At 71.3% G+C, this 17012-nt stretch carries 15 protein-coding genes and 1 pseudogene; 3 read left to right on the top strand and 13 right to left on the bottom strand.

The features are described from left to right. Positions 1-760: 760 nt before the first annotated feature. The 6 genes and pseudogenes from ASF89_RS09055 to rplU all read right to left on the bottom strand — a co-directional run. Positions 761-1732 (bottom strand): phosphodiesterase, encoded by a 972-nt coding sequence (locus tag ASF89_RS09055; RefSeq protein ID WP_082475118.1) that lies wholly within the window; start codon positions 1730-1732, stop codon positions 761-763. Positions 1733-1951: 219 nt separating this feature from the next. Further along, the gene (locus tag ASF89_RS09050; RefSeq protein ID WP_055796865.1) at positions 1952-3127 is read right to left on the bottom strand and encodes an alcohol dehydrogenase catalytic domain-containing protein; all 1176 of its coding nucleotides are present in this window, start codon (positions 3125-3127) and stop codon (positions 1952-1954) included. Between the two features lie 129 nt (positions 3128-3256). After that, positions 3257-3505, bottom strand: a pseudogene (rpmA, locus tag ASF89_RS09045) (50S ribosomal protein L27); the annotation flags it as partial. Between the two features lies 1 nt (position 3506). Then, positions 3507-3616: 50S ribosomal protein L27 (locus ASF89_RS16295; RefSeq protein WP_369814556.1), on the bottom strand; the 110-nt coding region annotated here is incomplete at its 3' end. A gap of 28 nt (positions 3617-3644) precedes the next feature. Next, positions 3645-3746: a hypothetical protein gene (locus tag ASF89_RS15395; RefSeq protein ID WP_369814555.1), complete on the bottom strand. Its 102-nt coding sequence runs from the start codon at positions 3744-3746 to the stop codon at positions 3645-3647. Positions 3747-3755: 9 nt separating this feature from the next. Beyond that, positions 3756-4056 (bottom strand): 50S ribosomal protein L21 (gene rplU / locus ASF89_RS09040; protein ID WP_156463383.1); only part of this gene is annotated, 301 nt, incomplete at its 3' end. Between the two features lie 86 nt (positions 4057-4142). Here rplU and ASF89_RS09035 point away from each other — a divergent pair. Next, complete coding sequence (locus tag ASF89_RS09035) at positions 4143-4880, top strand: hypothetical protein (RefSeq protein WP_055813983.1); 738 nt, start codon at positions 4143-4145, stop codon at positions 4878-4880. Between the two features lie 65 nt (positions 4881-4945). Next, positions 4946-5656: an SGNH/GDSL hydrolase family protein gene (locus ASF89_RS09030; protein WP_055813979.1), complete on the top strand. Its 711-nt coding sequence runs from the start codon at positions 4946-4948 to the stop codon at positions 5654-5656. On the opposite strand, the gene ASF89_RS09025 is transcribed toward ASF89_RS09030, so the two are convergent. The 7 genes from ASF89_RS09025 to ASF89_RS08995 all read right to left on the bottom strand — a co-directional run bounded on the left by ASF89_RS09025 (position 5629) and on the right by ASF89_RS08995 (position 15486). Beyond that, entirely contained in the window at positions 5629-6060 is a 432-nt protein-coding gene (locus ASF89_RS09025) for a DUF779 domain-containing protein (RefSeq protein ID WP_055813976.1), read from the bottom strand. The two genes, ASF89_RS09030 and ASF89_RS09025, sit on opposite strands and share 28 nt — an antisense overlap. Beyond that, positions 6060-7601: an aldehyde dehydrogenase family protein gene (locus ASF89_RS09020; RefSeq protein ID WP_055796881.1), complete on the bottom strand. Its 1542-nt coding sequence runs from the start codon at positions 7599-7601 to the stop codon at positions 6060-6062. Before ASF89_RS09020 ends, ASF89_RS09025 begins: the two co-directional genes overlap by 1 nt. 101 nt (positions 7602-7702) lie before the next feature. Next, on the bottom strand, positions 7703-8986 hold the full coding sequence (locus tag ASF89_RS09015) for a GAF domain-containing protein (protein ID WP_055813973.1): 1284 nt from the start codon (positions 8984-8986) through the stop codon (positions 7703-7705). A gap of 147 nt (positions 8987-9133) precedes the next feature. Next, the gene (gene manD / locus ASF89_RS09010; protein ID WP_055813970.1) at positions 9134-10372 is read right to left on the bottom strand and encodes a D-mannonate dehydratase ManD; all 1239 of its coding nucleotides are present in this window, start codon (positions 10370-10372) and stop codon (positions 9134-9136) included. 185 nt (positions 10373-10557) lie between these two features. After that, positions 10558-10893, bottom strand: coding sequence for a TraR/DksA family transcriptional regulator (locus ASF89_RS09005; RefSeq protein ID WP_055796890.1), 336 nt, complete (start codon positions 10891-10893; stop codon positions 10558-10560). Further along, positions 10890-11912 carry a glutathione S-transferase family protein gene (locus ASF89_RS09000; protein WP_055813967.1) on the bottom strand — a complete coding sequence of 341 codons (1023 nt, stop codon included), beginning with the start codon at positions 11910-11912 and terminating at the stop codon, positions 10890-10892. The genes ASF89_RS09005 and ASF89_RS09000 overlap by 4 nt, the downstream gene beginning before the upstream one ends. Positions 11913-12036: 124 nt before the next feature. Beyond that, a complete protein-coding gene (locus tag ASF89_RS08995; RefSeq protein ID WP_055813964.1) occupies positions 12037-15486 on the bottom strand; it encodes a DNA polymerase III subunit alpha in 3450 nt (1149 codons plus the stop codon). Positions 15487-15599: 113 nt separating this feature from the next. On the opposite strand from ASF89_RS08995, the gene ASF89_RS08990 reads away from it, so the two are divergent. Then, on the top strand, positions 15600-16937 hold the full coding sequence (locus ASF89_RS08990; protein ID WP_055813961.1) for an aromatic acid exporter family protein: 1338 nt from the start codon (positions 15600-15602) through the stop codon (positions 16935-16937). The last annotated feature ends 75 nt before the right edge of the window (positions 16938-17012 follow it).

Genomic DNA, 17012 nt, shown 5'->3' with positions numbered 1-17012 from the left:
TCGAGTGTCGCTAACTCCTGCCGCCTGCGCTCGTGAGGCCGGAAAGGCGGACCGACGACTCCCGCGTCGAACCGGAATCAGGACTTGCCGACACGATGGCCGAGGCTGCGTCGAGGCTGGTCGTCCCCTGACTCGGTGCCACGCCGTCGGCAACTCCGGCTCTGTGCGCGCGCGGGGCGACGGCAGCCGGTACGGCGGCGTCGGGGGTGCAGTGGGCAGGAGTTGCCCACCACCGGGCGGGACGGCGGGCGCCCGGCTGGTTCGGGGTGCCGCCGCTGTCGGCAACTCCGGTGCTGTGCGTGCGAGGTGTGTCGGCAGCCGGTGCGGCGGCGTCGGGGGTGCAGTGGGCAGGAGTTGCCGTCCGGGCGGGACGGAGGGCCCCCGGCTGGTTCGGGGTGCCGTCGCCGTCGGCAACTCCGGCTCTGTGCGCGCGCGGGGCGTCAGCAGCCGGTCCAGCGGCGCGGAGGACGCAGGGAGCAGGAGTTGCCCACCACCGGGCGGGACCGCGGGTGCCCGGCTGGTTCGGGAGTGCCGTCGCCGTCGCCGTCGGCAACTCCGGCTCTGTGCGCGCGCGGGGCGTCAGCAGCCGGTCCAGCGGCGCGGAGGACGCAGGGGGCAGGAGTTGCCGACGGGGATGGGTCGGGAGCGACGAGGACGGGTCGGGCACGACGACGGGTGCGGCATGACGTCCGGGGCGTCCGAGCCGCGCGGAGGCGAGCCCGTCCGAGCCGCACGGAGGCGAGCCCCGCGCGGCGACGGCTCAGAGGGTGTCGATCGGCCCGGTCAGCGCGAAGTCCTGCTGCACGGGAAGGGGCACCGGAGCGGTGTCCGTCGCGCGGTGTCGCGGCGCAGCCGGGGCGATCCGCACGCCGGCCAGGGCGAGGCGTTCGGCGACCACGTCGGCCGGGACCCGCTCGCCCACCGTCTCGTAGGTGCCGATCGGCACGACCGAGTGCACGACCGCGCCGTCGTAGACGTGCACGAGGTTGAACGACTGCGCTCCGTCGCGCCCCCGGGTGCCTCCGCCTGCGGCGTTGAGGTCCTGCGTGTAGCAGGTGGCCGAGGCCACGGAGACGGGGATGCCGGCGAAGACGGTGTTCGTCGAGTAGTGGAGGTGCCCCGCGATGATCGAGCGCACGTCGCTGCCCTCGACGACCTCGGCCAAGGCGGCCTGATCGCGCAGTTCGACGAGGGCGGTGAGGTCCTGCACGCTCGGAACGGGCGGGTGATGCATGGCGATGATGGTGCCGTCGGGCGCATCGGTGCTGAGCTCCTCGGCCAGCCAGTCGAGCTGTTCGCCCGTGAGCTCGCCGTGGTGATGCCCGGGGACGGTCGTGTCGAGGGTGATGATCCGCAGACCGTTGACGTCGTAGACGAGGTCGACCGGCCGCTGCGACGGGAGCTGCCCGAAGAGCTGCTCCCGGAACGCACCGCGCTCGTCGTGGTTTCCCATGGCCCAGATCACCTGGGCTCCGAGTCGCTCGGCCATGGGCTCGACCAGGGCGCGGAGCTTGCGGTAGGCGTCCGGTTCGCCCTTGTCGGCGAGGTCGCCGGTGAAGACGATGGCCTCCGGGTGGTTCCCCGACGCCTCGATCTCGGTGACGATCTGCCGCAGTCGGGCTGCGCTGTCGACCGCTCCGTAGAGGGCGCCGTCACCTCCGACGAGGTGCGTGTCGCTGAGGTGCAGGATGAAGTGGTTCGGCCTGGGGTGTTCGGCCGTCCGGAGATCCATGGTTCTCTCTTCGATGTCGCCGACGCGGGACCGGGAGGAGACCCGCGTTGTTGATTCGATGCCTAGTCCATCATCGGATTGCTCCGGATGTCATGAACGACGGTACGCGTTTCGGTTAACGGTCTGCGAACTCGACGGATTCCCGGGCGTGCCGGACGTGGCCGCCCCCTCGACCCGAGGAGGCGCGGGTCGAGGGGGCGGCCGGAGGGCTGATCGGGATCAGGGCTTCAGGACGACCTTGATGCAGCCGTCGTCCTTGTTCTTGAAGACGTCGTACATGGCGGCGGCCTCGGAGAGCGGCACGGGGTGGGTCACGAGGTCCATGGTGCCGAGGGGGTCGGACGGGTCCTCGACGAGCGGCATCAGCGTGTCGATCCAGTGCTGGACGTTGCACTGGCCCATCTTGATGGTGATCTGCTTGTCGAAGAGCGTCAGGAACGGCGTCGGGTCGGCGGTCCCGCCGTAGACGCCGCTGAGCGAGACGGTGCCTCCTCGACGGACGATCTCGAACGCGAGGTGCATGGCGCCGAGGCTGTCGATGCCCGCCTTCTGCATGACGGCCTGTCCGATGGGGGAGGGCAGTGCGGCGGCGAACTTCTGGACGAGGCCGATGCCGGCGTGCTCGTGGGCCTCCATGCCCACGGCGTCCACGACGGAGTCGGGTCCGCGGTCGTCGGTCATGCCCTTGACGACGTCGGCGACGTCCTTCGTCAGGTCGAGGACCTCGACGCCGTGCCGGGCCGCCATGTCGCGACGCTCGGCGACGGGGTCGATCCCGATGACGCGGTATCCCTTGTGGACGCCGATGCGGGCCGCGAACTGCCCGACCGGACCGAGACCCAGGACGACGAGCGTGCCGCCGTCGGGCACCTGCGCGTACTCGACGCCCTGCCAGGCCGTCGGCAGGATGTCGCTGAGGAAGAGATAGCGCTCGTCGGGGAGCTCGTCGCCGACGCGGATGAGGTTCGCGTCGGCGCGGGCGATGCGCAGCTGCTCGGCCTGTCCGCCGGGGACCTGGCCGTAGAGCTTGCTGAACCCGTAGAGGGTCGCGCCGGAGTCGAACTCGGTGACCTGGGTGGTCTCGCACTGGGAGAACAGACCGCGGTCGCACATGAAGCAGTGACCGCAGGCGATGACGAAGGGGACGACGACGCGGTCGCCGACCTTGATGCGGCTGACGTCGGAGCCGACGTGGGTCACGACGCCCATCGTCTCGTGGCCGAGCACGTCGCCCTTGTCGAGGAACGCGCCGAGTGCGTCGTACAGGTGGAGGTCGCTGCCGCAGATGGCGGCCGAGGTGACGCGGATGACGGCGTCGGTGGGTTCGATGATCGAGGGGTCGGGCACGTCTTCGACGGAGACGTTCGTGACGGACTGGAAAGTGAGTGCCTTCATCCGTCCCGTCTACGCGGCCCGGCACCGCGCCTCCTGAGCGAGGGGTACAGGCGGTCGGCTGCGGCACAGGAACGCCTCGGGGCGACCGGACCGTGGTCCGATCGCCCCGAGGCGCGTGCTGGTGCCGACCTACGCGGTGGCGCCGGCGACGATGTTGACGACCTTGCGGCCGCCCTTGGTGCCGAACTCGACCGAGCCGGGGGCGAGGGCGAACAGGGTGTCGTCGCCGCCGCGGCCGACGTTGGCGCCGGGGTGGAAGTGGGTGCCGCGCTGGCGGACGATGATCTCGCCGGCGAGGACGACCTGGCCGCCGAAGCGCTTCACGCCGAGGCGCTGGGCGTTGGAGTCGCGGCCGTTACGGGTGGACGATGCGCCCTTNATGATCTCGCCGGCGAGGACGACCTGGCCGCCGAAGCGCTTCACGCCGAGGCGCTGGGCGTTGGAGTCGCGGCCGTTACGGGTGGACGATGCGCCCTTTTTGTGTGCCATGTGTTCTCAGCTCCTGGTGGTCGCGGTGCTACTTGGTCGTGATCGAGGTGATCTTGACGCGGGTGAGGTCGGCACGGAAGCCCATGCGGCGCTTGTACCCGGTCTTGTTCTTGTAGTTCTGGATGACGATCTTCGGGCNTGATCGAGGTGATCTTGACGCGGGTGAGGTCGGCACGGAAGCCCATGCGGCGCTTGTACCCGGTCTTGTTCTTGTAGTTCTGGATGACGATCTTCGGGCCGCGGAGGTCGTTCAGGACCTCGCCCTCGACCGTGACCTTGGCCAGGTCGTCGCCGGAGAGGATCGTGTCGCCGTCGACGTGCAGGACGGGGACGAACGAGACGGTGTCGGCGGTCGCGGCCTTGAGGCGATCGACGGTCAGAATCGTTCCGACCTCGACCTTCTCCTGACGGCCACCGGCGCGCACGATTGCGAAAGCCATGGGAACTCCAAAGTGTGGGGGTGTGACGCCCGGACTGCCGGGCGACGTCGTGGTGCCGTGATGGCAACTTCGATAGTCTTTCACAAATGTCACGATCGATCAAACTTCGCCGGCCACCGCAGTTCACCGCCGAGATCGTCGACGACGCCCGGGAGCGCCTTCTCGATCTGCTCGACGACCTCAAGCGGCTCACCTCGGAGCACGCCGACGACATCGAGGTCTGGGGATCGGCGGTGACTGCCGCCGGGTGGGAGATCGCGAGCCTCGGCCAGTGGCTGGGGCTCGAGGGCGAGGCGGTGCTGCTGCTGGGGGGCGCCTCCTACCCCGAGATCGCGGAGCACCAGGGAACGAGCGCGTCGGCCGTCTACGCACGGGTCGGTCGCTCGTTGACCCTCGCCCCGTACGCGCAGGCGTCGGGTGCCGACGGGGCGATCACCCGCGTCTCGGCCGAGGGCCTCGACCACGCGAGGGCGGAGTACCTGCAGGAGGCGCGGGTCGACGAGGAGGGCCCGTCGGGTGATGCAGGCGCTGACGTCGGCGACTCCCTCGCCGACCGGATCCCGGAAGTCCTGCGGGGCGGCGAGCTGCGCACCGCGGCCATCGTCGAGGCGCTGCCGGACTACCGGCGCAGCAGCGTGCTGTCGACGCTGAGCGTCCTCGCCCGCCAGGGGCGGGTCGCTCGGGTGGGCCACGGCGTGTACGCCCTCCCGGAGCGCAGGGCAACGCCCGAGCACGCGCTCCAGTCCGAACCCGAACCCGAACCCGAACCCGAGCACGCGCTCGAGCCCGCACCCGAGCCCGACCGGGCGGGCCCGGTCGACTGAGGCGGCGTCCGGCCCGCACGTCGGGCGGGGCGATGCGCAGGTCGAAGATGACCTAGGCTCGACGAATGGCCTCAGGACACCGCCCGCGACCGAAGCGATCACGACGGGGCGGCCCGCTCCCGTACATCGGGCTCGCGGTCCTCGCCGTCGCGGCCGTGGCCTTGACCGGTCTCGCCCTCACCGCCACGCGTCCCTCCGACGCCGGCGGCTCTCCCTCCGCCTCGGCGTCGTCGACGCCGCCGGCGGTCACCGTGTCGATCCTCGGCGACTCGCATGCGCTCGCCGCCGGCAGCTGGTGGCGTCAGACGGTCGAGGCCGGGGCTGTCGACGGCGCGAGTCAGGGCGCGTTCGAGGCGTACGAGGGGGCCACGGCCGCCGACCTCGTCGAGCACCTCGACGCGGCGACGGCCGAGGGCGGCCTCGTCGTCGTGCAGGCCGGCACGTTCGATCTCGCGGCCGGGCGCACGGCCGGCGAGACGGCCACCGACGTCGCCGCCCTCTGGCAGGGCGTGCTCGATCGGGGCGCGACGCCGGTCGCCGCCCTGCTGCCGCCCTCGGGAGACCGGGGCACGGACACCGTCGACGTCAACACGCGGCTCAGCGAGGGGGCGGCCGACCGGGGGATCGACGTGCTCGACCTGACGACCCCGGTGGAGGGCGGCGAGGGCGACTGGAAGTCCGGGCTGACCGATGACGGCATCCTGGCGAACCCGACCGCCGCCGCCCGCATGGCGCAGGCGGCGGACGATCAGCTCAGCGCGCTCGTCGAGGGCTGACCTCGCTCCTCCGGTGCTCCGGCCAGGTCGAAGGCCGTCAGCTCGGCGTCGTCGAGCAGGCGCGACCTGATCAGGAAGCGCCGTCCGTCCGGGGACTCGATCGAGAAGCCGGCGCCGCGCCCCGGCACCACGTCGATGGTCAGGTGCGTGTACTTCCAGTACTCGAACTGGCTGCGCGACATGTGCACCTCGATCGGATCGAGACCCGCGATGCGGAGATCGCCGAGGTGGACGTCGACGGCGCCGAGGCGGAAGAACCCGACGGGGTAGCACATCGGCGAGGAGCCGTCGCAGCACCCGCCCGACTGATGGAACATCAGCGGACCGTGCCGGGCCGTGAGATCCACCAGGAACGCGGCGGCCTCGGCGGTGACGTCGACCCGGGACGGGCTGGCGGTCGGCATCAGAAGAACCCCATCGGGCCGTCCGCGTAGCTGACCAGCAGGTTCTTCGTCTGCTGGTAGTGATCGAGCATCATCTTGTGGTTCTCGCGCCCGATGCCCGACTGCTTGTACCCGCCGAACGCCGCTCCGGCCGGGTACTGGTGGTACGTGTTCGACCACACGCGACCGGCCTGGATGTCGCGCCCGGCGCGGTAGAGCTGGGCGCCGTTGCGGCTCCACACCCCGGCGCCGAGGCCGTAGAGGGTGTCGTTGGCGATCTTGATGGCGTCGTCGTAGTCGCTGAAGCTCGTCAGCGACAGGACGGGCCCGAAGATCTCCTCCTGGAAGATGCGCATCGAGTTGCGGCCCTCGAAGACGGTGGGGTTCACGTAGTAGCCGTCGGTGAGGTCGCCGCCCAGATCGGCCCGGTCTCCGCCGATGAGCAGCTTCGCGCCCTCCTGCCGGCCGATGTCCATGTAGCTGAGGATCTTCTCGAGCTGGTCGTTCGAGGCCTGGGCCCCGATCATCGTGTCGATCGACAGGGGGTTCCCCTGCTTCACCTTCCTGACCCGGTCGAGGCCGTCGGCCGTGAACTGGTCGTAGATCGACTTCTGCACCAGCGCCCGTGAGGGGCAGGTGCAGACCTCTCCCGAGTTCAGGTTGAAGAACGAGAAGCCCTCGAGGGCCTTGTCGTAGAAGTCGTCGCGTTCGTCGGCGACGTCCGCGAAGAAGACGTTCGGGCTCTTGCCGCCGAGCTCGAGGGTGACGGGGATGAGGTTCTCGCTCGCCATCTGCATGATGAGCCGCCCGGTCGTCGTCTCGCCGGTGAACGCGATCTTGCGGATGTTCGGGTGACTGGCCAGCGGGGCGCCGGCCTCGACGCCGAACCCGTTGACGATGTTGAGGACGCCCGCCGGGAGGAGGTCCTTGACGAGGTCCATGAACACGTGGATGGAGGCAGGGGTCTGCTCGGCGGGCTTCAGCACGACGCAGTTGCCGGCGGCGAGGGCGGGGGCCAGCTTCCACACCGCCATGAGCAGCGGGAAGTTCCAGGGGATGATCTGCCCGACCACGCCGAGCGGTTCGTGGAAGTGATACGCCACGGTGTCGCCGTCGATCTCGCCGGTCGAGCCCTCCTGGGCGCGGATGGCGCCCGCGAAGTAGCGGAAGTGGTCGATCGCGAGCGGGACGTCGGCGGCGAGGGACTCGCGGATGGGCTTGCCGTTGTCCCACGTCTCGGCGACGGCGAGCATCTCGAGGTTGGCCTCCATGACGTCGGCGATCCGGTTGAGGATGATCGACCGTTCGGCGATCGTGGTCCTCCGCCAGGTGTCGAAGGCCCGCCACGCGGCCTCGACTGCCTTGTCGATGTCGGCTGCGTCGCCCCGGGCGACCTCGGTGAAGACCTTGCCGTTCACCGGGCTCGGGTTCTCGAAGTACCGTCCGCTCGCCGGTGCGACGTACTCGCCGCCGATGAAGTGGTCGTAGCGCGCCCGGAACCGGACCTTCGCGTCGGGCGTGCCCGGCGCCGCGTAGGTGGTGGGAGGGGTGGTGACGGTCATGGCTGTCCCTTTCGACGTCGTCGTCGGACCGGTCGCGATGCGACCGGGGGCGGCGGGGTCCGCCCGCCGCTCGGCGGCAGACTATGCGGGGCGGGGTTGCATCAGGTTGCGATCGCGTCGCGGCGGCCGGAGAGCGCCTCGAGGCGCGCGACGACCCCGGCGCGGCGGGGCGAGTGCGGGGCCAGCCGCCGCAGCAGCTCGAGCAGCACGGTCTCGTCGTCATGACCGGTGGGGGCCTCGGCGAAGGCGGCGAGCGCGTCGGTCGAGCCCGCCGCCAGCACGGCGTCGCGGAGCCCGGCCCGCGCCTCCGCCCGGAGCTCGACGACTCCCGGCGCGGTCGACGACGGCAGCACCGGTCCCCGGTCGGCCCGCACGGCCGCGCGATGCGAACCCCGCCCCAGGAGCGCGGCGAGGTCGTGGAGGTCGAGGCCCATGGGCCGGGGCAGCCGGTAGGGGCGCGACAGGGGGACGAGCGTCGGATCGACGGACTCGACGACATGCCGCAGCCGCACCATCTCGGGGCGCAGCGTCGTGACGGCGTCGACGTCGCCGTAGACGGCGTCCGCGAGGTCGGCGGCCCGGTACCCCTCGGGTCGGTGCGCCAGCAGCAGCAGGATCTCGGAGTGCCGGGCGCTCAGCACGAGGCGCCGTGCGCCGACGGAGAGCACGGCCTCGTCTCGGCCGAGCGCGGCCAGGCGCGCCGGCGCGGGCGTGCTCTCGGGCGCGAGTGCGAGCTCGCGTGCGGTGCGACGGGGAGCCGAGGAGGCGCGGGTCGACCCGCTGGCGACCGCCGCCGCCCTCGAGAGCGCGAGGTGCGCCTCCATCGCCGCGACCGTCGCCCGGACCAGGGGCAGGGTCTGCGACCCCGCGGCCCGGGCGTCGCCCGTGATGTCGACGACCCCGAGGAGGCGCCCGTCGACGGGATCGTGGACGGGCACGGCCGTGCAGCACCAGGCCTGGACGCGATGATTCCAGTGCTCCTCCCCGCGGATCTGCACGCCTCGGTCGAGTTCGAGCGCCGTGCCGGGAGCGGACGTGCCGACCCGCGCCTCCGACCATCCGGCTCCGGCGACGAACAGCATGCTCTCGGCCTGCCGTCGCGCCGACGAGTCGCCCTCGACCCAGAGCAGTCGGCCGTGCTCGTCGCCGACCGCGACGAGCAGACCCGAGCCCTCGGCGTCGTCGACGAGCAGACGTCGGAGGACGGGGAGGACGAGGGCGAGCGGATGACCGCGCCGCCACGCCTCGAGGTCGTCCTCCGGAAGCTCGAGGCGGGGGAGCTCGTCGGGGTCGAGGCGGTGCCCGGCCGCCCGGCCCCACGACTCGCGGACGACCCGTCGCAGGGGCGCGCCTCCTGCGGGGCCGGGGCTCGTCACGAGCGTCATCGAGCACCAATCGTCGTCGATCGGGCGGGTCGGCCGTGGTGCGGCGTCATCGCCGGGTGCTCACAGGGTACGTCGGAGCGGCCCGGGGCGGAAGGTCGTGTCCTGGGTGGACGACCGACGTGCCGGGCCCGGGCCGCCCGGCTCAGCTCACCAGTCGTGCACCGTGCCGTCGGCCAGCCGGTTGTAGGGCAGGTAGGCCTTCTCGTACGGGTACGCGGCCGCCGCCCGCTCGTTCAGCTCGACGCCGATGCCCGGCTGGTCGCCCGGGTGCAGCATCCCGTCCGTGAAGGTGAAGCTCTGCTCGAAGACCTCGTCCGTCCGGGCGCCGTGCTTCATGTACTCCTGGATGCCGAAGTTGTGGATCGCGAGGCCGAGGTGCATCGCGGCCGCCATCCCCACCGGGGAGATGTCGGTCGGACCGTGCATGCCCGACTTGATCTGGTACTGCGCCGCGTGGTCGAGCACCTTGCGGAGGTGGGTGATGCCCCCGGTGTGCGTGACCGCGCTGCGGACGTAGTCGACGAGCTGCTCGCGGATGATCTGCTGGTAGTCCCAGACCGTGTTGAAGATCTCTCCGATCGCCAGGGGAGTCGTCGTGTGCTGGCGGACGAGGCGCAGCGCCTCGGGGTTCTCGGCCGGGGTGACGTCCTCCAGCCAGAAGAGGTCGTAGGGCTCCAGGGACTTCCCGAGCGACGCCGCCTGGATGGGCGTCATGCGGTGGTGTCCGTCGTGCAGCAGCGGGATCTCGGGGCCGAACTCGTTCCGCACGGCCTCGAAGACCGTCGGCACGTGCCGCAGGTACGACCGGGTGTCCCAGTCCTCCTCGTTGGGCAGCGCCCCGCGCTGGGCGGGCTCGTGGTCGTAGCGGACACCGCTGTTGGCGTCGAAGGTCGCATTCGAGGCGATGCCGTAGATCGACTTCAGACCGGGCACCCCCGTCTGGATCCGGATCGCCCTGTAGCCCTGCTCCTGGTGGTCGCGGACGCTGTCGAACAGCTCCTCGAGGTCCTTGCCCGAGGCGTGACCGTAGGTCAGCAGGCCCGTCCTCGACGCCCCGCCGAGCAGCTGGTAGAGCGGCATCCCGGCGATCTTCGCCTTGATGTCCCAGAGGGCGACGTCGACGGCGGCGATGGCGGCCATGGTCACCGGCCCGCGACGCCAGTAGGCGCTGCGGTAGAGGAACTGCCAGGTGTCCTCGATCCGGGCGGGATCGCGTCCGATCAGCAGCGGCACGACGTGCTCGGTCAGATAGGCGACGACCGCGAGCTCGCGCCCGTTCAGCGTGGCGTCGCCGAGCCCCGTGACCCCCTCGTCGGTCGTCAGCTTCAGCGTGACGAAGTTGCGGTCGGGGCTGGTGACGATGACCTCGGCCTCATCGATCTTCATTCGGTCTCCTTCGACTGGATGGCTGCGCGGTGACGGAACCTCGCTTCTTCCAGCCTACGGAGGCGATGCGGCGTCGACTCGGTGAGGCACGGGCCTGCCGACCCGCGCCTCCTCGGCTCCTGGCTCCGCGCCTCCTCGGCTCGGGCTTCGTCTGCTGGCACTCGTCGCGGCGTAGGAGGGGCGGGTCACCGCGCGCAGTCGATGCAGAGCCTCGCGGTGGGCCGGGCCTCGAGCCGCGCCTCGCCGATGCGGGCGGAGCAGCGCTCGCACCGGCCGAAGGTGCCGGACTCGATTCGTTCGAGAGCGGCACGGGCGTCATCGGCCCGTTCCAGCGCCGAGAGCCGGATGGCGTCGAGCTGCGACCGTTCGTAGGCGATGGTCGACCCCTCGGGATCGTGCTCGTCGTCGACGTTGGCCGACTCGCGGGCCTCGGACACCGCCTCCATGTCGCGTCGCAGGCGGTCGGCCAGCGACAGGGCGTCGTCGCGGATCCGCTCGAGGCGGGCGACCGGCCCGATCACGGGGCGACGAGCGGGGGCACCTCTTCGCCGGCGCGGGGAGGAGCCGGGGGAGTGCCGTCGCCGAAGGGCCGTCCGCCGAGTCGCTCGCGGCCGTGCTCGGTCAGCCAGCCCGACGGGTCGGGTCCGGCGGGCACGATGCCGGTCGGATTGATGTCGCTGTGGACGACGTAGTAGTGCTTCTTGATCTGGTCGAAGTCGATCGTGTCGCCGAAGCCGGGGGTCTGGAAGAGGTCGCGGGCGTAGGCCCAGAGCACCGGCATCTCGGTGAGCTTGTTCCGGTTGCACTTGAAGTGGCCGTGGTAGACGGCGTCGAAGCGGGCCAGCGTGGTGAAGAGCCGGATGTCGGCCTCGGTGATCGTGTCGCCCACGAGGAACCGCTGATCGGTCAGTCGTCCGGACAACCAGTCGAGGCGCTCGAAGAGGGTCCGGTAGGCCCGCTCGTAGCTCTTCTGCGAGCCGGCGAACCCCGCGCGGTAGACGCCGTTGTTGACGTCTCGGAAGACGACGGCGTTGACCTCGTCGATCTCGGCCCGGAGGTGCTCGGGGTAGAGGTCGGGCGCGCCGTCGCGATGGAACTCAGTCCACTCGGTGGCGAGGTCCAGGGTGATCTGCGGGAAGTCGTTCGTGACGACCTTGCCGCTCGGCACATCGACGATCGCGGGCACGGTGATCCCCCGCGGGTAGTCGGGCGTGCGCTTGAAGAACGCCTCCTGGAGCCGCTCGATGCCGAGCACGGGGTCACGGCCGTCGGGGTCGAGGTCGAAGGTCCAGCTGCGGGCGTCGTGCGTGGGGCCGGGCAGCCCGAGGGAGATCGCGTCCTCGAGACCGAGCAGGCGGCGCGAGATGACGCTGCGGTTCGCCCAGGGGCAGGCGCGGGCGGCGACGAGCCGGTACCGGCCGGATTCGACCGGCCAGCCGTCGCCGGCGTCGCGGGTGATCCGGTCTTCGATGTAGTTGGTGTCGCGGGTGTACTCCTGGCCGGGCTCGACGTAGGTGCCGTTCGCGTGCTGCTCGCTCATGCCGCCACCCTACGCACGCGCGGTCGGCAAGTCCTGTCCCGTGTCGCGGCGGGTGGCGACTTGCGGTCGTCGGGGGCGTGTGCGCGGCAGGGAGGAGGAGTTGCCGACGCGGGGTGGGCGCGGGTCAGGCTCCGGCGTCGTCCGAGCCGATGCCGACGCCGACCCCCGAGGAGGCGCGGGTGGCGCTCCACTCCCGCCACATCGTCTTGAGATCCCAGGCGTCGTCGGCCTCGAGCGAGATGCCGCGCTCGCCGGTGCGACGCGTGCGGCCCTTGATCACCATGAGCCGGGTGCCGAAGAGCAGCGACCCCGCACGCTGCTGGGCCTCGTCGAAGAACGTCGAGTCGGAGACGCCGCTGCCGTCGTCGAGGCTGATGAAGACGACGCGCCGACCGCTGCGCATCGGCGGGGTCTGGGTGGCGATGCGGATGCCCGCCACGAGCACCGTGGTGCCGTTCCAGTGGTCGCGCAGGTCGGCGGCCCGGACCACCCCGAGATCGTCGAGCATGGGCCGGTAGCTCTCGATGACGTGCTCGCTGACCTCCATCGAGAGGATGTCGAGCTCGGCGCTCACGCGGTCTCGGATGCCGACGTCGGGGGTGCCGGTGGGCACGGTGTCGGAGTCGTCGATGGCGAAGTCGAGCTGGTTCTCGACGTCCACCGCCCGTGGCCGCGTCGCCCGGCCGGTCAGCGCCCGCACCCGGGCCAGCACGTCGCCGCGGGTCCGGTCGGGTCCGGCGAGCGAGTCGAGGGCCCCGACCTGCGCGAGTCGCTCGAACAGGGATCTCGACGGCGTCGCCCGCTGCCAGAAGTCGGTGATGGACTCGTACGGGCGGCCGACGACGACCCGGGCGAGCTCGGCGTCGCTGATGCCGTGCACGTCGGCGAGCGACAGACGGATGCCCAGGTCGCCCGTGCGGGTCGGGGCGATCGGGGTGGCCGGAGGGCGCAGCCGCTCGACCTGGTAGACGTCGGTCGAGGCGTTGACGTCGAGCGGCAGCACCGGGATGCCCATCCGCCGCGCCTCGGTCAGCAGCAGCCTCTTCGGGTACATCCCCGGGTCGTGGGTGAGGACGCCGGCGAGGAACTCGGCCGGGTAGTGCGTCTTCAACCAGGCGCTCTGATAGGTGGGCAGAGCGAACGCCGCACCGTGCGCCTTGCAGAACCCGAACGAGCCGAACCCCTTCAGCACGGCCCAGACGCGGTCGATGTCGGCATCGGTGTATCGACGACGCCCGGTCTCGGGGTCGACGTTGGCCCGGGTGCGTGCCCGGAACGTCGACTCGAGGGCGTCGTCGTCGCCCTTGCCCATGTGCCGTCGGATCTCGTCGGCCTCGGCGAGGCTGACCTGCATCGTGGCCTCGAGGATCCGCAGGACGTGCTCGTGGTAGATCACGACGCCGTAGCTGTCGTCGAGGAACGACGCGAAGCTCGGGTGCACGTAGTCGGGGTGCTGGAACCCGTGCTTCGTGTCGAGGAACGGGGCGATCATGTTGCCCTTCATCGGGCCGGGACGGAACAGCGAGATGTCGGCGATGAGATCGGAGTAGCGGTCGGGCTGCATCTTGCCGATCAGCTCGCGTTGCCCCGGGCTCTCGATCTGGAACATGCCGAGGGTGTGCGTGGTGCGGATGGAGGCGAACGTCGGCTCGTCGTCATGGGGGATCTCGTCGAGCTCGATGCGCCCCTGGCGGTCGACGTACCGGGCGTCGACGGGCAGCGCCCCCGCCACAGCGGCCCTCGAGCCGTTGACCCGCTCGATCTCGTCGAGGGCGTACGCCAGCGAGCTCTGCATGCGGACACCCAGCACGTCGAGCTTCAGCAGCCCGGCGTCGTTCATGTCGTGCTTGTCGAACTGGCTCATCGGCAGACCGATTCCGCTCGGCTGGACGGGGGTCATGCTGAGCAGGTCGGAGTCGCCGAGGATCACCCCGCACGGGTGCATCGAGATGTGCCGAGGCAGTCGGTCGAGCCGCTCGCTGAGATCGACGAGCAGGTCGATCTGCCGGTCGCTGCGCGCCAGCTCGGCGATCTCGCGCAGCTCGGGCTTCTCGGCCAGGGCCGTGCGCAGGTCTCGGGCGTTCGAGCGCCAGACGTTCTTGGCGACGAGATCGATCTGCTCGTCGTCGAGACCGAGGGCCAGACCGGCGTCGCGCACCGCGCCCCTGCCTCGGTAGGTCGACTGCATCGACATCAGCGTCACGCGGTTGCTGCCGTAGCGGTCGAAGATCGCCCGGTAGACCTCGTGCCTCCTCGCCGACTCCACGTCGATGTCGATGTCGGGCAGGGTCTCCCTCTTGTTGCCGAGGAACCTCTCGAACAGCAGATCGTGCTCGATCGGATCGACGTTGGAGATCCGCAGCAGATAGGTGACGAGGCTGCCGGCCCCCGAGCCGCGAGCGGCGTTCCGGACCCTCATCTCGCGCATGAGCCTCGACACGTCGGCCACGGTCAGGAAGTACCCGGCGAACCCGAACCCGGTGATGATGCCGAGCTCGTAGCGCATGCGCTCCTCGACCTTCTCGCGCAGTTCGCGCCCCGCATCGCCGAACCGCTCGGTGACACCGGCCTCGGCCCGACGGAACAGCACCTGATCGGGGTCGCCGTCGACGCCCACGGCGCTCGGCTCGGGGACCTTCGGGCGACCCCAGCCGAGATCGGCGGCCGGATCGAGCCGGCACCGGTCGGCCAGCCTCTCGGTCGCCGACAGCATCTCGTCGGCGGCGCTGCGGGGCAGGGAGGAGGCGTCGGTCACCATCTGCGCGATGCCGCGCATCTCGCCGGCCCCCTTCAGGTGCGCCTGAGCGTTCGGCTGCGGACGGAAGCTGCCGAGAGCGGCGAGATGACCGGCCGAGTCGAGGACGTCGGCGGTGACCGCCTCGTCGGAGTCGAGATACCGCACGGCGTTGGTCAGCACGGCCGGCACCCCGACATGATCGGCCAGCTCGAGCATGCGGGCGGCGTGTCGGATGCTGCGGCTCTCGCCCGGCTCGGTCAGATGGCAGACGACCTCGACCACGACCCCTCCGGGCAGCATCGCCGCCCAGTCCGTCAACGCCGCCGCCGCCTCCGTGTGCCGACCCGCCTGCACCAGTCTGCCCACGTCGGAGTCGGGGCCGAGCAGCACCGTCGCCGCCGGCCCGGAGTCTCCTTGGACGAAAGCCCTGACCCTCGACCGGCCGATCGTCGCCACGCTGTTCGCGCTGCCGCTCGCCTTCTTCGTCGCCCGCCCGTGCGCGGCGCTGATCAGGCGGCAGAGGGCCGCCCACCCCGCCCCCGCCGGTCCGCCGTCGACCGCCCCGTGAGCGAGCACGACGATCCGCTCGACCGTCGAGCCCTCCGGGGCGGCGCCCGGCCGGTCGTCGCGGCACCCGAGCTCGACGCCGACGATGGGGTCGACGCCCGCCGCCCGGCACGCCCCGATGTGCCGGATCGCCCCGTAGAGGCCGTCGCGGTCGGTGATGGCGGCCGCGTCGGCCCCGCGTTCGGCGACGGCGTCGACGAGGGTCTTCGGATGGGCCGTGCCGTAGTGGGCGCTGAACGCCGACGCGACGCGCAGATGGGTGAAACGCATGACTCGTGCCTCGTGCTCAGACCCCCCGGCCGGGTCGGTTCGAACAGATGTTCGATCAGTGTACGTGCTGATGCGACCAGTCGGGGTCGCCGCCCGACTGACATCATCGGAGGATGACCGACCGCCCATCGACCCTCCGCCGGGACGCCCGCACCGTCGGGCACTGGACGCGCGTGCTGCTCGCCCAGCCGCGCCTCCTGCTCGCCGTGAAGACGGCGCTCGCCGCGGGCCTGGCCTACTGGATCGCCCCGCAGATCCCCGGGACGGCGGCCGACTACCCGTACTACGCGCCCCTCGGCGCGGTCATCGCCATGTACCCGACGCTGCGGGCCTCGCTGCGACAGGGCATCCAGGTGCTGCTGGGCGTCGTCGTCGGCATCGCCCTCGCCACGGCGGTCTTCGCCCTGCAGGAGGGGCCACCCGGCGTCCTCGCCGTCGCCGCGCTGGTCGGCGTCGGCGTCGTGCTCGCCGGCATCCGCTGGCTCGGCGCCGGTCGCGACTGGGTGCTCACCGCCGGCCTGTTCGTGCTGCTGCTCGGAGGATCCGACACCGAGTCGTACGGCATCGGCTACATCGTCCAGCTCGGCGTCGGCGTCGTCGTGGGCGTCGTCGTCAACTTCGTGATCGTGCCGCCGCTGAACACCTCGCGTGCGGACACGCGGCTCCGTAGGGTCCGGCAGGCGCTCGCCGATCGAGCCGACGAGATCGCCGGGGTCTTCGAGACGCCCTGGCCCCTCGAGGACGATGACTGGGAGGACCGCGTCGGCGAGCTCCCCGCCACCCTCCACAGCGTCCGATCGTCGGTGCAGTACGCCGACGAGTCGCGGAGGATGAACCCCCGGTGGCTGCTGCGTCGACGCGATCTCGGCCGCGAGTACGCCGAACTGGCCGCGTTCGAGCGGGTCTCGTTCCATCTGCAGGACATCGCCGAGGTCTCGGGGGTCCTCGGCCGACGCATCGGCCGCCAGATCGGCATGCCCGACTCGCTCGCCCCGGCCGTGGCGCACACCCTCCACGGCGTCGCCGAGGTGATCAGGCGTCACGACTCCGACGCCGACGTGTTCGTCGAGGCCCGTCGTCGCATCGCCGACCTCTGGGAGGCGATCGACGCCCACCGCGACCGCCCCACCACCGACACCAGCGGCGGGGTCTCGATCGCCGTCTCGCTCGGCCGCATCGTCGCCGCCCTCGACCCCGACGACGGCACCGCCCCTCGGCCCGCCGAGCCGGACGTGAGCACGGCGGGTGGCGACACCGACGCCGAGGAGGCGCGCACGGGATCCGAGGACGCCGAGGAGGCGCGCACAGGATCCGAGGACGCCGACGGAGACGAGGCACCCGACGTCGACGACACCGCCGACGTCGATGACACCGCTGACGGCGACGCCGCGGCCAGGGCGGCGGGCGACGACGACGCGCCCCGCGACACCGTCCGACGCGACGCCGACTGACGGGGTGCGACGCCCGTCGCCCAAGAGCAGTACGGTTGACCGGGCACCGACGCCGAGACGCGACCCGAGCCACGA

This window comes from Frigoribacterium sp. Leaf172, from assembly GCF_001424285.1.
Lineage (GTDB): Bacteria > Actinomycetota > Actinomycetes > Actinomycetales > Microbacteriaceae > Frigoribacterium.
The sequence above is the reverse complement of the archived record's forward strand: the minus strand, read 5'-3'. Positions and strand labels throughout refer to the sequence as shown.

Bases quoted from the DNA above. Each gene is read 5' to 3' on its own strand.
- ASF89_RS09020 (WP_055796881.1), bottom strand. From the start codon at position 7,601: ATGACCGTCACCACCCCTCCCACCACCTACGCGGCGCCGGGCACGCCC.
- ASF89_RS09030 (WP_055813979.1), top strand. From the start codon at position 4,946: ATGGCCTCAGGACACCGCCCGCGACCGAAGCGATCACGACGGGGCGGC.
- manD (WP_055813970.1), bottom strand. From the start codon at position 10,372: ATGAAGATCGATGAGGCCGAGGTCATCGTCACCAGCCCCGACCGCAAC.
- ASF89_RS08990 (WP_055813961.1), top strand. From the start codon at position 15,600: ATGACCGACCGCCCATCGACCCTCCGCCGGGACGCCCGCACCGTCGGG.
- ASF89_RS09015 (WP_055813973.1), bottom strand. From the start codon at position 8,986: ATGACGCTCGTGACGAGCCCCGGCCCCGCAGGAGGCGCGCCCCTGCGA.
- ASF89_RS09055 (WP_082475118.1), bottom strand. From the start codon at position 1,732: ATGGATCTCCGGACGGCCGAACACCCCAGGCCGAACCACTTCATCCTG.
- ASF89_RS09025 (WP_055813976.1), bottom strand. From the start codon at position 6,060: ATGCCGACCGCCAGCCCGTCCCGGGTCGACGTCACCGCCGAGGCCGCC.
- ASF89_RS09050 (WP_055796865.1), bottom strand. From the start codon at position 3,127: ATGAAGGCACTCACTTTCCAGTCCGTCACGAACGTCTCCGTCGAAGAC.
- ASF89_RS09000 (WP_055813967.1), bottom strand. From the start codon at position 11,912: ATGAGCGAGCAGCACGCGAACGGCACCTACGTCGAGCCCGGCCAGGAG.
- ASF89_RS09035 (WP_055813983.1), top strand. From the start codon at position 4,143: ATGTCACGATCGATCAAACTTCGCCGGCCACCGCAGTTCACCGCCGAG.
- ASF89_RS08995 (WP_055813964.1), bottom strand. From the start codon at position 15,486: ATGCGTTTCACCCATCTGCGCGTCGCGTCGGCGTTCAGCGCCCACTAC.